Source organism: Paenarthrobacter sp. NPDC090520 (assembly GCF_044769205.1).
In the GTDB taxonomy this organism is placed as follows: Bacteria; Actinomycetota; Actinomycetes; order Actinomycetales; family Micrococcaceae; genus Arthrobacter.
In genome coordinates this window covers 414,734-430,068 of sequence record NZ_JBIVXM010000002.1, presented here as the reverse complement: position 1 = coordinate 430,068, position 15,335 = coordinate 414,734, and the positions used below count along the sequence as shown (strand labels likewise).

General features: G+C 64.1%; 14 protein-coding genes. 8 read left to right on the top strand and 6 right to left on the bottom strand.

Translation table 11 applies throughout. The annotated features are described in order from the left end of the window. Window positions 1–21: 21 nt before the first annotated feature. Together ACIQTZ_RS04620 and ACIQTZ_RS04615 are read right to left on the bottom strand one after the other, a co-directional pair. Entirely contained in the window at window positions 22–297 is a 276-nt protein-coding gene (locus ACIQTZ_RS04620) for a hypothetical protein (protein ID WP_400332539.1), read from the bottom strand. A gap of 285 nt (window positions 298–582) precedes the next feature. After that, the gene (locus tag ACIQTZ_RS04615) at window positions 583–2,976 is read right to left on the bottom strand and encodes an ATP-binding cassette domain-containing protein (RefSeq protein WP_402977916.1); all 2,394 of its coding nucleotides are present in this window, start codon (window positions 2,974–2,976) and stop codon (window positions 583–585) included. Window positions 2,977–3,182: 206 nt separating this feature from the next. On the opposite strand from ACIQTZ_RS04615, the gene ACIQTZ_RS04610 reads away from it, so the two are divergent. The 3 genes from ACIQTZ_RS04610 to ACIQTZ_RS04600 are packed head-to-tail and all read left to right on the top strand — an operon-like array spanning window position 3,183 to window position 6,170. Beyond that, a complete protein-coding gene (locus ACIQTZ_RS04610) occupies window positions 3,183–4,319 on the top strand; it encodes a type III polyketide synthase (RefSeq protein ID WP_402977913.1) in 1,137 nt (378 codons plus the stop codon). 47 nt (window positions 4,320–4,366) lie between these two features. Continuing rightward, entirely contained in the window at window positions 4,367–5,044 is a 678-nt protein-coding gene (locus ACIQTZ_RS04605; RefSeq protein WP_402977910.1) for a class I SAM-dependent methyltransferase, read from the top strand. Then, window positions 5,034–6,170, top strand: a complete 1,137-nt coding sequence (locus ACIQTZ_RS04600; RefSeq protein WP_402977907.1) for an FAD-dependent oxidoreductase — start codon at window positions 5,034–5,036, stop codon at window positions 6,168–6,170. The genes ACIQTZ_RS04605 and ACIQTZ_RS04600 overlap by 11 nt, the downstream gene beginning before the upstream one ends. A gap of 12 nt (window positions 6,171–6,182) precedes the next feature. On the opposite strand, the gene ACIQTZ_RS04595 is transcribed toward ACIQTZ_RS04600, so the two are convergent. Then, window positions 6,183–6,587, bottom strand: a complete 405-nt coding sequence (locus tag ACIQTZ_RS04595) for a nuclear transport factor 2 family protein (protein ID WP_402977904.1) — start codon at window positions 6,585–6,587, stop codon at window positions 6,183–6,185. Between the two features lie 72 nt (window positions 6,588–6,659). Between ACIQTZ_RS04595 and ACIQTZ_RS04590 the strand changes: the two genes are divergently transcribed. Then, the gene (locus tag ACIQTZ_RS04590; protein WP_402977901.1) at window positions 6,660–7,334 is read left to right on the top strand and encodes a peptide deformylase; all 675 of its coding nucleotides are present in this window, start codon (window positions 6,660–6,662) and stop codon (window positions 7,332–7,334) included. 4 nt (window positions 7,335–7,338) lie between these two features. Here ACIQTZ_RS04590 and ACIQTZ_RS04585 read toward each other — a convergent pair whose 3' ends face one another. After that, window positions 7,339–9,354, bottom strand: a complete 2,016-nt coding sequence (locus tag ACIQTZ_RS04585) for a prolyl oligopeptidase family serine peptidase (protein ID WP_402977898.1) — start codon at window positions 9,352–9,354, stop codon at window positions 7,339–7,341. A gap of 68 nt (window positions 9,355–9,422) precedes the next feature. Between ACIQTZ_RS04585 and ACIQTZ_RS04580 the strand changes: the two genes are divergently transcribed. From ACIQTZ_RS04580 to ACIQTZ_RS04565, 4 genes are all read left to right on the top strand, one after another. Then, window positions 9,423–10,277 (top strand): methyltransferase domain-containing protein, encoded by an 855-nt coding sequence (locus tag ACIQTZ_RS04580; protein ID WP_402977895.1) that lies wholly within the window; start codon window positions 9,423–9,425, stop codon window positions 10,275–10,277. An 80-nt stretch (window positions 10,278–10,357) separates the two neighbouring features. Next, window positions 10,358–10,819, top strand: coding sequence for an NfeD family protein (locus ACIQTZ_RS04575; protein WP_402942407.1), 462 nt, complete (start codon window positions 10,358–10,360; stop codon window positions 10,817–10,819). 90 nt (window positions 10,820–10,909) lie between these two features. Then, window positions 10,910–11,890: an SPFH domain-containing protein gene (locus tag ACIQTZ_RS04570; RefSeq protein ID WP_400332510.1), complete on the top strand. Its 981-nt coding sequence runs from the start codon at window positions 10,910–10,912 to the stop codon at window positions 11,888–11,890. A gap of 257 nt (window positions 11,891–12,147) precedes the next feature. After that, complete coding sequence (locus tag ACIQTZ_RS04565; RefSeq protein WP_397321881.1) at window positions 12,148–12,495, top strand: RNA polymerase-binding protein RbpA; 348 nt, start codon at window positions 12,148–12,150, stop codon at window positions 12,493–12,495. 83 nt (window positions 12,496–12,578) lie between these two features. Here the strand turns inward: ACIQTZ_RS04565 and ACIQTZ_RS04560 are convergent, their stop codons facing one another. Both ACIQTZ_RS04560 and ACIQTZ_RS04555 read right to left on the bottom strand, forming a co-directional pair. Further along, a complete protein-coding gene (locus tag ACIQTZ_RS04560; RefSeq protein ID WP_400269490.1) occupies window positions 12,579–13,322 on the bottom strand; it encodes a polyprenol monophosphomannose synthase in 744 nt (247 codons plus the stop codon). 353 nt (window positions 13,323–13,675) lie between these two features. Then, window positions 13,676–15,316, bottom strand: a complete 1,641-nt coding sequence (locus ACIQTZ_RS04555; protein WP_402977892.1) for an amidohydrolase — start codon at window positions 15,314–15,316, stop codon at window positions 13,676–13,678. Window positions 15,317–15,335: the final 19 nt, after the last annotated feature.

The window sequence follows — 15,335 nt, the reverse complement described above, 5'->3', positions numbered from 1 at the left end:
GCCGCGCGGGTCTGGCGAGAGTCAGTTAGCCCCGACCAACTCGTTGAGCCAAGCAACTTCGAGTTCCCTGCTGCTGCGGGGCTGGAACCTGGCGTATTCGCCACTGAATTTCGCGTCCGGTTCACTAAGACGCTGTCCATCCAACGTGACGAAGGGCAGCTCATCCAGGTACGCCACCCGCGGGAGCCGGGTGATGTTGAACTCCGTGATGCATTGCGAGCAGATCGGCGTCGCCCGGATGTACGCGTGGGCAGGGTTGGTCCAGCAGGTTTCGCAGTAGGCAATCTCGCCGGGCATGTTTTCCTCAGTGGTGGGCGCTGACGTGCACTGTCAATTCTCACAGCTGCCACCATGCGGTTTCGAGCAGGTGTGACCAGCCACACGGTGTGACGTGGCACAACACGGATGCACGTTCCGGGACAACCCAGAACGTTTGACCCGGACCCCGGGAGGCTGGGCATGTCGGCGCCTCGGGGGATCCCGAATTCCCTCTACTTTACATAATGTAGATTATCGGCGTTTTAGACACATCACGGAGAGGGGCCGTCCCGCACAGCCGAAACGGCCCCGAATACGCACGCGTCAGGCGCCTACGTAAGCCGCCAGGTGCTTCGCCGTCAGCGTCGACCTGCCAGCCACAAGCTCCGCCGGCGTTCCAGCGAAAACGATCTTGCCGCCGTCGTGCCCGGCCCCGGGTCCCAAATCGATGATCCAGTCGGCATGGGCCATGACCGCTTGGTGATGTTCGATCACTATGACGGACTTGCCGGACTCAACCAGGCGGTCTAGCATGCCGAGCAGATTCTGGACATCGGCCAGGTGCAGGCCCGTGGTGGGCTCGTCCAGGATGTAGATATCGCCCTTCTCGGACATCTGGGTGGCAAGCTTCAGGCGCTGGCGCTCACCGCCGGACAGCGTCGTCAACGGCTGGCCCAGCGTCAGGTATCCCAGTCCGACGTCGGCAAGCCGGTCCAGGATCTTGTGGGCTGCCGGCGTGCGGGCGTCGCCCTCGCTGAAGAACCTCTCTGCCTCATTCACAGACATTGCAAGCACTTCTGCAATATTGCGTCCGCCCAGCTTGTACTCGAGAACCGACGCCTGAAAGCGCTTTCCCTCGCATTCCTCGCACGTCGATTCAACGGTGGCCATGACACCCAGATCCGTGTAGATCACCCCGGCGCCATTGCATGTGGGGCAAGCACCCTCGGAATTGGAACTGAACAACGCCGGCTTCACGCCGTTGGCTTTGGCGAAAGCCTTGCGGATAGGTTCCAGGAGTCCCGTGTACGTGGCCGGGTTGCTGCGCCGCGAACCGCGGATGGCGCCCTGGTCGATGACAAGGACCCCGTCGCGCTTGGCCACCGATCCGTGCACCAGCGAGCTCTTGCCTGAGCCGGCAACTCCCGTCAGGACGCAAAGCACGCCCAGTGGAATGTCGATGTCGACGTCCTGCAGGTTGTTCGTCGAGGCGCCACGTACCTCAAACTGGCCCGTGGCAGGCCGGAATGTGTCCTTGATTGCGGCGCGGTCATCGAGGTGCCGCCCGGTAATGGTGTCGCTCCCCCGCAAACCGTCGAGGTCACCCTCGAAGCAGACGGTTCCACCTCCGGTACCGGCTCCTGGGCCGAGGTCTACGACGTGGTCGGCGATAGCGATGGTCTCGGGTTTGTGCTCCACCACCAACACTGTGTTGCCCTTGTCCCGAAGCTGCAGCAGCAGCTGGTTCATGCGCTCAATGTCGTGCGGGTGGAGTCCAATGGTTGGCTCGTCGAAAACGTAGGTGATGTCTGTCAGGGACGAACCCAGGTGACGGATCATCTTTGTCCGCTGCGCCTCTCCCCCGGACAATGTACCGGCGGGACGGTCCAGGGACAGGTAGCCGAGCCCGATGCCGGTGAAGGAATCAAGCAGGTGCTGCAGTCCCTTCAAGAGGGGTGCAACGGATGGTTCGTCCAATGCCCTGATCCAGCCTGCGAGATCGCTGATCTGCATCTTGCAGACGTCGGCAATGCTCTTGCCCTGGATCTTGGACGATCGGGCCTCGGGACTCAGGCGCGTCCCTTCACACTCCGGGCACGTGGTGAACGTGATGGCGCGCTCCACGAACGCCCGGACATGCGGCTGCAGGGCATCCACATCCTTGGACAGCATCGACTTCTGGATCTTGGTAATGATGCCTTCGTAGGTGAGGTTGATGCCTTCCACCTTGACCTTGGTGGGTTCGCGGTAGAGGAGGTCGTGAAGTTCCTTCTTGGTGAACTTGGCGATCGGCTTGTCCATGTTGAAGTAGCCGGTCCCGCTGAAGATGCGACCGTACCAGCCGTCCATGCTGTAGCCGGGCACGGTCAAGGCGCCCTCGCTCAGGGACTTGCTGTCATCGTAAAGCGCGGTGAAATCGAAGTCGCTGACCGACCCCATGCCTTCGCACCGGGAACACATGCCTCCCAGGCGGTTGAAGGAAGCCTTCTCGGTCTTGGTCTTGCCTTCGCCGCGCTCCACGGTGATGGCTCCACTGGCCTTGACGGTGGGGACGTTGAACGAATACGCATTGGGTGAGCCAATATGCGGATGACCGAGCCTGCTGAACAGAATGCGCAACATCGCGTTGGCGTCGGTTGCGGTGCCAACCGTGGACCTGGGGTTGGACCCCATGCGCTCCTGGTCAACAATGATGGCGGTGGTCAGGCCTTCAAGCATGTCCACGTCGGGCCGCGAGAGGGACGGCATAAAACCCTGGACGAACGCACTGTAGGTCTCATTGATCATGCGTTGCGATTCGGCGGCGATGGTTCCGAACACCAGCGAGCTCTTGCCGGAGCCCGAGACACCAGTGAACACCGTGAGCCGGCGTTTGGGGATGTCGATGCTGACGTCCTTGAGGTTGTTCTCGCGGGCTCCCTGCACACGGATGAGGTCGTGGGTGTCCGCTACGTGGGACGCCGAAGATTCCGTTTCCGTGCTCGCGGCAATGCTCATGATTTCTCCATCTGCCAGGCGCCGCTGCCTCGGCGTCGCCCATCCCCTGACCGGCCTGCTACGGCCAGTACGTTCGATTCTCGTTCGTTGGCGCGGATGCGGCAACGGTACGTTCCACACTACTGGGCAGTATGCGCCGCCACGGTGAACACACGGCAACAACCCGGGCCCATTGTCTTCGCGTCCATACTCGCTAAGAATGAAGCATGCCGGTCTACATGAGGTCCCTCGAAACCGCAGTCCCGCCAACGATCCTTGTCCAATCGCAAGCTCGTGATGTTTTCGCAGCCCAACCGGGCCTGACCAGGCTTGGTTCCCGCCTTGTCACTACCTGCTTCGACTCCGCCGCCATCGATACCCGGTACACGGCCGTGGCCGAATTGAGCCTGGATGCCCATCCGGAAAATCCGCAGTTCTTCGACCTCGAAAGCAACCGCGTGCTGAGTCCCAGCACCAAGGCACGGAACGAAATTTTCGCCGTCGAAGCCACCAAGCTCTTCATCGAGGCCGGCAAGGCAGCCGTGGCAGGTGCTCCCGGGATCGGCCTGGATGACATCACGCACGTCATCACCGTCTCCTGCACTGGATTCTTCAACCCGGGACCGGACTACAAGGTGGTCAGGGCCCTGGGCCTCCAGCCTTCGGTCCAGCGCTACCATCTGGGGTTCATGGGGTGCTACGCCGCGTTCCCGGCGCTCAGGGCCGCCAAACAATTCTGTGTGGCGGATCCATCGGCTGTTGTCCTGGTCATTTGTGCCGAACTGTGCTCCCTGCACGTGCGCACCTCCAACGATCCGGACACCATCATGGGTTCGGCCATCTTCGGCGACGGAGCCGCGGCAGCCGTCGTCACAGCCCGGGAACCCGAAGGGCCGGAGCCCGTCATCAGACTGGACCACTTCGAGACCGTGCTGACCCCTGTGGGTGAAGAAGCCATGGCCTGGAACATCGGCGATGAAGGCTTCGAGATGGTCCTCGGTTCCTACGTGCCCCACATCATTGAAGATCACATCACGGGCGCTTTGGAACCGCTCCTCGCCAAGGAACCCGGACTCAGCGACAAGCCCTACCGGGACATCACGCATTGGGCCATCCATCCGGGCGGACGCAGCATCCTGGACAAGGTGGAGTCCAAACTGGAACTGACGGCAGATCAACTTGTCCCTGCCCGGGAGACCTTGCGGGAGTACGGGAACATGAGCAGCGCCACGGTGATGTTTGTCCTCAAGTACATGCTGGACAGGCCAGCCCACGAGCGTGAGGAACGGATCTGCTCCATGGCCTTCGGACCCGGCCTGACCGTGGAGACGGGACTCCTGACGCTGGTCTCCCCCGCCCTGTGAGTCCGTGGGGGTCCCTCGCGCAACGGGACCTGGATGCCGTGGAGGACATGGATCGCCCCGATTGCGACCTCCAGCGCCTCAACCGCAGCTACGCCCGCTTCCCCGTGGTGAACGCCCTGCTGTCCGGATGGCACAGGTTGTACCGCGAGCGGTTTGTACCACTTTTGCGTCTGCGGGAATCCGTCTCGGTACTGGATATCGGCTGCGGCGGCGGTGACGTCGCCCGCAGCCTGGCCCGCTGGGCATTGCGCGACGGTTACGACCTTCGGGTGACGGGGATCGACCCCGACGAGCGCGCGTTCGCTTTCGCTTCGGTGGCCCGGAGCCTGCCAGGAGTGGAGTACCGGCAGGCCCTCAGCTCCGACCTGGTGGCGGAGGGGCGTGAATTCCACATTGTGCTGTCCAACCACATGCTGCACCACCTTGACGCTGCCAATCTGGCCGCCGTCCTGGGCGACTCGGAGCAGTTGGCCACCTCGATGTCGCTGCACAACGACCTCCGGCGCAGCAATGTGGCCTATGCGCTCTTTGCGGCAGGTTTCTGGCCGCTTGGCGTGGGATCGTTCATTTGCGGTGACGGCCTGGTCTCCATCAGGCGCAGCTATACCCCGTCAGAACTGCGTGCGGTGGCCCCCGACGGTTGGCGCGTGGAACCGAATGGCCCCTGGCACAACCTGCTTGTTCGGGAGGCCCGCTCCAAGGACGTCGGTGCGCGTGGAGCCTGACGTTGTTATTGTCGGCGCGGGCCCTGTGGGACTCTTTCTGGGGGTCCTCCTGCTGCAGCGCGGGAGGTCGGTACGCATCCTGGAACGCCGCACCGCGCGCAGCAACCGATCGCGGGCCATCGGTATTCACCCTCCTGCCCTGAAGGAGCTCCAGCGGGCGGGACTCGCCAGCGGGCTCGTGGCTGAAGGGATACGCATCCCGAGGGGCGTGGCGTACAGCAGGGGAAAAAGGGTCGCCGAATTGCCCTTCTCCGGAGATCCGGGCTTTCCGTTCATCCTTGCAGTGCCCCAACCGGTGACGGAACGGGTGCTGGAGGCGGCCGTCTCAGCGTTGGACCCGCAGGCACTTGTGCGTGGTGCCAACGTCCACACACTGATTGACGACGGCGGCACTGTCAGTATCGGAGCGGACTCACCTTCGGGAGCACTCGGGTTCCGGACCGGGCTGGCTGTAGCCGCTGATGGCGCCCATTCCAGGTTCCGTGAGCGGTTCGAGCCCGGCGCGCGGGCCCGGGACTATCCGGACTACTACCTCATGGGAGACTTCCAGGACACCACGGGGCATGGACATGACGCCGTCCTCTACCTCGAGCCGGACGGGATCGTGGAATCCTTCCCGTTGCCTGGTGGCGTGCGGCGGTGGGTGGTGCGGCTCGGCGCACCGGCAACAAGCCCGACGGCGGGTGGCCTGGCCGCGCTGGTCAGCGCCAGGACAGGCGCGGCGCCGGACCCGGCCACCAACACCATGCTGAGCCCCTTTGGCGTTCAGTCCCGACTGGCTTCTTCAATGGTGCACGGGCGTGTGGTCTTGCTGGGCGATGCGGCGCACGAGATCAGTCCGATCGGCGGGCAAGGCATGAACCTAGGGTGGCTGGACGCCGCAGCCTTGGCACCCATCATCGATGCTTCGCTCGCGGGTGAGGAAGTGGGCAGGGACGTCAGGCGCTTTGAACGCGCCCGTGGCCGCGCCGCCTCCAAGGCATCACGTCAAGCGGGGATGAACATGGCTTTGGGCAGGCCCATGCCGCCTTCAGCGCTGAGCGCCAGGAACAGACTCTTCGCGACGGCCCTTCGAGTGGGCTGCGTCTCCGGGCTGGTGGAGCGCCGCTTTACGATGCGCTGGTGAACCTTGCCCGACTCAGCTGCCCGTGTAGTAGCAGTCGTAGGTGTCCTGGCTGGCGATCAAACCGTCCCGCAGTTCAAAAACTGCGGTGCTCCGCGCGCGGATGGTTTCCCCGGCATCCCAGTGCGGGAGATCCAGAAGCAGGACGGCGGACCAGTTCATCTCCAGCACCACCCGGTTTCCTTCGGTAGTGGTCCGGACAATCTCGAACCTCTGCCCGGAAACGATTGCCTTGCTGTCGTCAGCTCCGGCCAGGGTCTCTTCGCGGGTGCGGGTGGAGCCCGTCTTGGACAGGGCATGGGGCCATTCGGTCAGGGTGAAGTCCTCGGCCAGGAACGGATCGATGTCGGCTCCTCCTCCGCCGGCTTCCACGGTCCTGACGAATCCAAGTACTACTTCCAGGGGGTCGCTGTGGCTCATCCGATGAGCCTAACCCACCTGCCGCGCCGCTCCACCCACCGGGCGGGCAGGCGGAACGGATAGGCTCAGCTCATGACCCAGCACGTTCGGCCGCTGTACGGCCCATCCACGGACTTCACCGCAACCGACATCCGGGACACAGCGCGGAGGCTCTTGGATATGGAGCCCCTACCCCCGATCGTCCAGGCCGGTCATCCCGTGCTCCGCCAGCATGCAGCTCCTTTTGACGGGCAAATCGACGACGAAGAACTGCACGCCCTGATCGAGCGCATGCGTGAGGTCATGCGTGCTGCACCCGGTGTGGGCCTGGCAGCGCCGCAACTCGGTCTACCCCTCCAAATAGCCGTCCTGGAGGACCAGTACCAGATAGACCCCGCATCGGCGGCAGCCAGGAACCGCGAGCCGTTGGAGTTCCTTGCCGTGCTGAACCCGTCGTACACGGCGGTTGGTCCTGAGAGCGCATCCTTCTACGAGGGGTGCCTCTCAGTCAGCGGCTACCAAGCGGTTGTCAGCAGGCCCTCCTCGGTTCAGCTGGAGTGCCTCACCCCGGATGGTGCCCCGTTTGAAGGCGTGTACTCCGGATGGCAGGCGCGGATCGTGCAGCACGAAACCGATCATTTGATGGGCACCCTTTACCTGGACCGGGCCGAACTGCGGTCGCTGTCCAGCAACGCCGAACATGCCGCCCGATGGTCCGGTCCCGGGATCGAGGATGCCCGGGCAGCCCTCGGCTTCCTCCGCAGCTAAACCATTAGTCCTCGCCGCGGTTCAGCTCGCTGGGCAGGTGCTGCGCCCACCAGGACAGGATGTGCTGGAACCGGGCCCTTCGGTGATGCGGGGTTCCTGAGCGCGACAGTTCGTGGTCCTCGCCCGGGAACACCAGCAGCGACGTTTCCACCCCGCAGAACTTCAGTTCCGAGTAGTACCGCTGGCCCTGCTCGATGGGGCAACGGAGATCGTTCTCGCTATGGATGACCAGCGTAGGAGTCCTCACGCCGCCGACCACGGCCATGGGGCTCTGGGCTTGCAGTTGTTCCGGGGTTCCGCCCGTGTACTCGCCTCCGAAGAACCAGCCAATATCTGCCGACCCGTGGAAACTGACCGGGTCCAGGAAGCCGCGCTCCACAATGGCGCCCTTGAATCGATGGTCGTGGGCGATGGTCCAGGCAGTGAGGTACCCGCCGTAGGAGCCTCCCATGATGCCCAAACGCTCTTTGTCCAAGGCCGGGTATTTCCGCAGCGCAGCGTCCAGGAAGGCCAGGACATCCTGCATGTCCACGGTTCCCATCCGTTCCTTGATCGCCCGCCCATGGGCCTGGCCGTACCCGGCGGAACCTCGGGGGTTGCACATCACCACCGCGTATCCGGCCGCGGCATAGACCTGGGCTTCGTCGAAGAACGCGCCCGTGTACTGGGCGAACGGGCCGCCGTGGATGGTGAGGAGCACCGGGTGTGGTCCGGGACCGTCCGGCATGACCACCCAGCCGTGCACGGGGTTGCCGTCCTGCGCCGCCGCTTCAAGGTCCCGCGGTTCGCTGACTTGGGAATGGTTGCGGAGGTTTGCCGAGAAATCGGTCAGCAGCCGCAGTTCACCCCTGTCCAGGGAAGCAAGATCACCTACCGTAGAGGCGTCAGAGAAGCTGACTGCCATTTCTCCGTTGGCCGCCACTGTTGCTCCCAACACCACGCGGGCACCGTGTACCAGCGGGATGATGCCGCCGTCCGCTGCGACCTCCAGCAGTTCAACAGTGCCCAAGGCCGTGTTCAGGACCAGGACGCTGTCCGGTCCACACGGCTGCAGGGGGCCTGAAACGTCAAGGTGCTCGGCATCGGTCAATGGCCGCGCCTCTCCCCCGCCCACGGGCATGACAAAGAGCACCGTGTTCCTGGCAACGAAGTCGATCCGCGATTCGCCCAGGTCCTGGGCGGTGTAGAACAGCCACTCGCCATTCGTCGAGACCCTCACGGCGTTGACTGTTTGCGGGCTGTGGTTGGAGGGATGAACTGCTTCTGGCTGGCCGCCTTGGACGTCCAGCCGGTAGACGGAGGCGACCAGGTCGTCGTCGTGCGTTTCATGCAGCGCGGCCACAAAGTAAAGGTGGCGGCCGTCCGGAGCGAAGACCGGAGACTCATGGTCGGCGTCGCCAAAGGTGAGCTGCCGGGCCTGGGGAACGTCCGTGAAGGCGGCGTGGCTTTGTTCGTGGGCCGCCCGTCCGCGTGGACGGAACGCCGGCTCGCTGCCGAGTTCAGGTACGTCCACCACGAACAACTGCTGGCGCTGGTCAGCCGTATAGCCCAAGCCGTTCATCCGGTACTGCTTGGAAGAGATGAGGCGCGGGTCCTCGCGCCCGGCCGTGACGTCGTCCACCGTGCCATAGCGGCCGGGTTCGGGGACGCGCGACGTAAAGACGATCCGGTGCGAGTCCGGTGCCCACTCAAAACCTCCCACGCCCGCATGCTGCGCGGAAATCCGCTGCGGCTCGCCTCCCGCGGACTCCACTACGAAGAGCTGCGGTTTGCCGTCCTGGTCGCTTCGCAGGAAAGCCAGTACCAACCCGTCGGGCGAGAAGGCGGGAGCGGTGTCCCTGAAACCGCGCGTAATACGCCGGGAGTGCTTGGCAGGGTCCAACGGCACGGTCCAGAGCTGGCCGACATAGGAATCGGTGTCAAAGTCCGGCCTGGTGACCGCGACGACGGCCCTGGTCCCGTCTGGGTGGATAGCGGGAGCGGAGACAGTATTCAGCAGTGGCAGTTGCTCGGGTTTCACGTGGGTGAGCCTAACCGCACACCCCGGATGCCGGGGCCTGACACTCCGTCGGCCGTAGGATTGAAGCCATGCTGTCCGACGCCATCGCCGCCCTTCGCTGTCCCGTGTGCCAAGGAACCTGCCACCTTGGCGAGGGTCCGCACCGGGCGATCCTGTGCAGCGCCGGCCACGTTTTCGATGCTGCGAAGCAGGGCTACTTCAATCTCTTGACCGGGAAGGGCACTGTCTTCGAAGCGGACTCCGCTGACATGGTGGCTGCCCGCCAGCGCTTCCTGGACGGAGGCCACTACGCCGAACTGGCCGGCACCATCGCATCCCTGGCGGCGGAAGCCATGCAGGGCCCGGATCCTGCTGTTCTTGATGCCGGGACGGGGACGGGCCATTACCTGCACGCCGTACTGCACAAGACGCCGGCCACAGCAGTGGGACTGGATATCTCCAAGTTCGCCCTCCGCAGGGCTGCCCGCCTGAATCCCCAGGCCGCCAACCTGGTCTGGGACATCTGGCGTCCCCTGCCCCTCGCTGACCATTCCGTGGACGTGGTCCTGGTGGTCTTCGCCCCGCGGAATCCACCGGAGTTTGCCCGCGTGCTGCGTCCGGGGGGCACCCTGTTGGTGGTCACCCCACGCCCTGGACACCTGGCCGAAGCGGCGGAGCGCACCGGCATGCTGTCCATACAGGAAGGCAAAGAGGCGAAGCTGGCAGAGACCCTCTCGGAACACTTCCTGCCAGGGCGCACCATCAGCCTCGACATCCCGCTCGCGCTGGACCCGGCACAGCTGGCGGACCTCGCCTTCATGGGCCCTGCGGGCCACCATCTCGATTCGCACAAGACGCCGGGAACGGCCGACGGCACGGAATCCTTGCACACCACGGCGAAGTTCCAGATCGGTATCTTCAGGAGCCGGGAAACACGGCCCTGACGTGGGACTCCGCTCCGGGCTAGGATGGAAGGACAGCGACTGTGATCCCGTCCTCGGGGTCCGGGACCAAGGGGGAACAGATGTTTGAATGGCTCGGCGAAAACTGGTGGGCTCTCTGGCTCACGGTCTTCCTCGCCTTCGCAGTGGTGGAGATGCTCACGCTCGACCTCTTCTTCATCATGCTGGGTGGCGGCGCCCTCGCCGGTCTCGTGGCGGACTTCGCGGGTGCCGACTTCTGGCTCCAGATCGTGATCTTCAGCGTAGTAAGCCTCCTGATGATTGCCTTTGTACGGCCCGTGGCCCTCAAGCACCTCCGCAAGGGACCCGCCGAACAGCGCACCAACGTTGACCGCCTGATTGGACAATCCGCCCTCGTTATCGAGGCTGTGAGCGGGACAAGCGGCCTGGTCAAGATCGGGGGCGACGTGTGGACGGCACGCAGTACGTCTGAAGTCATTGACCCGGGTGCCACGGTCCAGGTCACCAGGATTGACGGCGCGACGGCGGTTGTCGCCTCGACTGCCGAAAACAGCCCGCTTTAGGGCACACCAAAAGTTTCTGCTGACGGCCGCGGGTTGGCCCCGCACCGTTGAGCCGCATCAAACCACTCAATTGGGGAATGAAGGAGATGTATGGACGGCCTAGGAGGAACAGCGGCAGCCATAGTGCTGGTTGTTCTTGTCATATTTGTCATCATTGTGTTGGTCCGCTCGATCAGGATTATTCCGCAGGCACGTGCCGGCGTCGTTGAACGGCTGGGCAAGTACCAGCGCACGCTCAACCCGGGACTCACCATCCTGATCCCGTTCGTGGACCGGCTCCTGCCGTTGCTGGATCTTCGTGAACAAGTAGTGTCGTTCCCGCCGCAGCCGGTCATTACCGAGGACAACCTGGTGGTGTCCATCGATACCGTCGTCTACTTCCAGGTCACTGACCCCCGGGCTGCCACGTACGAGATCGCAAACTACATCCAGGCAGTAGAGCAGTTGACCACCACGACGCTCCGTAACGTCGTGGGCGGGCTCAACCTTGAAGAGGCACTGACCTCGCGCGATCAGATCAACGGTCAGTTGCGCGGCGTGCTGGACGAGGCCACGGGTCGCTGGGGCATCCGCGTGTCCCGCGTCGAGCTCAAGGCAATCGACCCGCCCCACTCCATCCAGGACTCCATGGAGAAGCAGATGCGGGCCGAGCGAGACCGGCGTGCAGCCATCCTCACGGCCGAAGGCACCAAGCAGTCGCAGATCCTTACGGCTGAGGGCCAGCGGCAGGCGGCTATCCTGGCAGCCGAAGGTGATGCCAAGGCAGCCATCCTGCGAGCAGACGGTGAAGCCCAGGCCATCCAAAAGGTCTTCGACGCGATCCACAAGGGAAATCCGGACCAGAAGCTCCTTGCCTACCAGTACCTGCAGACTCTCCCCAAACTTGCGGAGGGCACCTCAAACAAGCTGTGGATCATTCCCAGCGAGGTAGGCGAAGCCCTGAAAGGCATCGGCGGTGCCCTTGGCGGGACCAATGGGGACTCCCCCGTCCAGGGTCTTTTCGGCGGCAGGGACGATGCCAAGGCAACGTCCGCGGAGCCGGCAGCCGAGCCTGCGAGGCCCGCGGAGTAGCACCAAGCGAATCGCGCCAGGAGCGGTCAGCCGGGAGGCTGGCCGCTCCTGGGGTTTAAGGGTTTTTGAGCGCCCGGCCCGTTTCCGCGTATAATGGGATATTTGTCCGGCTGGTTCAGCGTGGATGGAACATAAGAGCTTGGCCAGGCGTTGCAAATAGTGATGCAAGGTGTGCAGAAGTAGTCCGTGAGCGGCGAGACAACGGCTTACGGCTAGCGCAGGGTTTCCAGCCCTGCGAACAGACAGAGGGAGTAATCATGAGCGATCGCAGCCTGCGGGGCATGCGTCTTGGCGCCCAGAGCATGGAAACCGAATCCGGTGTCGAGCCGGCACCGCGCCAGCGGGTCGAGTACCGTTGCGAGGATGGCGAGCAGGTCTTCGTGACCTTTGCCGCCGAAGCCGAGATTCCCCCTGTTTGGGTTTCCAAGACCGGCAAGGAGGCGCTGCTGGTTGACGGCGAGCGTCCGGTCGACGCCAATGAAAAAGCTGTACGTACCCACTGGGACATGCTTCTTGAGCGCCGCACGCTTCCGGAACTGGAGCAAATCCTGGAGGATCGCTTGAACATCCTCCGTGAGCGCCGTGGAGAGCGCCGCTCCGCATAACGGAGCCTGCAGAGCAAAGGCCGGGCCCGGATCCCCTAGGGGGATCCGGGCCCGGCCTTTTCTTGTGGCCTGGTGGCCTCGGATTACTTGGCCGCGGCCGGCTGCTTGCCGGTGAGCTTCGCCCACCGCGCGGCGAGGCCCCACTTGGTGACGTTGATCATGGCTTCCACCACGATGTTGCCGCTCATCTTGGATGCCCCGAGTTCCCGCTCCACGAACGTGATGGGACGTTCTTCGATACGCAGTCCGAGTTTGGCGACGCGCCAGGCGAGGTCTACCTGGAAGCCGTAGCCGACCGAGGCTACTTCATCCAGCTTGAGGGCCTCCAGGGTGCTCCGGCGGAACGCGCGGTATCCCCCGGTGACGTCCTTGATTTTGACGCCCAGCATGATCCGGGAATACGTGCTGCCAATGCGGGAAATCGCCTGCCGGTACAGCGGCCAGTTAACCACGCTCCCGCCGGGAACCCAACGGGATCCCATCGCAAGGTCGGCGCCGTCCTTGATGGCATCCAGCAGCAGGGGCAACTGCTCCGGCTGGTGCGAGCCGTCTGCGTCCATTTCAACCAGGACGTCATAGCCCGCGGCGAGGCCCCATTTGAACCCGGCGATGTACGCGGCCCCCAGGCCTTCCTTGCCCTTGCGGTGCAGGACATGCACTTGGCTGTCCTCCGCGGCGATCCCGTCGGCGAGCTGTCCCGTACCGTCCGGGCTGTTGTCATCGACCACGAGGACGTCCGATTCGGGAACGGCAGCCCGAAGCCGGCCCAGTGTCTTGGGGAGCGATTCCAGCTCGTTGTAGGTGGGGATGATCGTCAGGACACGCAAGAAGAGGCCTTTCCTTGATGGAGCGGTCAGTGTGCCGGACCAGCATGGACGCTGGCGTTCTGGCGCAACTCTCCATTATAGGGTGAGGCGGCCACTGATAATTTGCGCATGTGTCAGTGCCCACATTCCCGGGCGGAGCAGCCGATGCTGTGGGCAGGTCCAACGGCCACAGTCCAGTCGATGCCCGGCGGGTATCCTGCCGGGCGGACTGTTCTCCAAGACCGTATGGACCTGCCCACACGCGTACCGCCCATGCTACCCGGCGAGGCAACGCCGTCAACCGCCCGATGACCTGCATTGACGGGCGTTGCCCCAGTTCAGCGGGGCGGTGGTTCCGGAAAATTCTTGCGGAATCAGCCGCGCAGGGACTCGTGCGCGAACAGTTCCTGGCCTTCGCGGACCGTTTGCAAACATACGGGGTCGCTGCCGGTATCCAGGGCCGGAAGCAGTGGGGTGCGGGCTCGTGGATCGGTGCTCCACGACTGCACCCGGCTGTCTGCCACCTGCACCATAAGCTCCTCGACCTCCCAGACGGCGAAGCTCGCCGGTGCGCCCGGAACCAGTTGGCCCATGAGCGGATTGCGGTGTTTGGTGGCCCGCCACCCCGCTCGGGTGTGGCCCAGGAAGGCAGCGCGCGCCGAGATGCGCTGGTCAGGATTGCTGTGTTCCAGGCAGGCCCGGATGCTTGACCATGGTCGAAGCGGAGTCACAGGGCTGTCACTTCCAAAGGCAATGGGAACGCCGCTGGCATAGAACGACGCGAAGGGATTCATGCCACGACTTCGGTCACCGAGCCGCTGCTCATAGAGCCCTCCCGGACTCCCCCACGCGGCATCGAAACCAGGCTGCACGCTGACAGTGATGGAGTACTTGGCGAGCCGGTCCACCGATTCCTGGTCGGCGAGTTCGACGTGTTCAAAACGGTGCCCGGCAGCACGGATACGCTGCTCTCCGACTTCCGCTGCGGCCGCGTCGAGCGCGTCCAGCGCGGAAGCCAGTCCGGCGTCTCCAATGACATGGAACCCGGCCTGGATACCCAGCATGGAACATGCCGCCAGATGGCTCGCCGCCTCCTCAACGGACAGGTAGAGATTGCCACGGTTTCCGGGAGCGTCGGCGTAATCGGAGGCCAGTGCTGCTGTCCGGGAGCCAATGGACCCGTCGATGTTGAGGTCGCCGGCGAGCCCCAACACCGGGGTTCCGAGGCCTTCCAGGATCTGCTGGGCGTTCTCCTCCGAGGAGGCCAGCTCACCCCAGTAGGGCAGGATCAGCGGGCTGCCGCCTTCCTCGTTCCAGGAGTTGGCCAACCGCAGATCGTCCGGCCGGCAAATATGGGGAGCGGACATTTCCGCCAGCGCCACATACCCGTTGCTGGCCGCTTCGCGGAGGGCTGCTTCCTGCAAGCCCCGTCGCGTGGAATCGTCGAAGTTCCTGGACGCGCTCCTGGCCGCCGTGTGTGCCGCCCGGACCACATGGGCTGTCCCGGTAAAGCCATCAAGCCCGCCAAGGCCCGCGGCCTTGATCAGTGCGGAAGAAACGAGCGACGAATGGACATCTATCCGCGACAAGTAGACGGTCCGGCCCCGGGCTGCCCGATCAAGCTCTCCCACGGTGGGCAGCGTGGAATCGTTCCACGTGGTTTCATCCCACCCGTGGCCCAGGATGGCAGCCGTGCCGGGCACTGCGGCAACGGCGTCGAGGACGTCGCGGGCTGACCGCGCACTACCTAACTGCAGTCCGGACAGAGCCACGCCCGTTTCGGTCAGGTGGACATGCGAGTCCACGAAGCCCGGGGCGAGCAGGGCACCTCGGAGATCGATGATCTCCATGGTGTCGTCCGCGATGGACGCAGCAGCCTGCTCGGAACCGACCCATGCCACAGTGTCACCGTCCACCACCATGGCCGTGGCAAAAGGATCCGCCGCCGTGTAGATGGATCCGTTGCGGTACATGGTGACCTTGGGTTTGCCGGCAGGCGCGCCTGGCTGGTTCATTCGCTGAACTCCTTGGGAA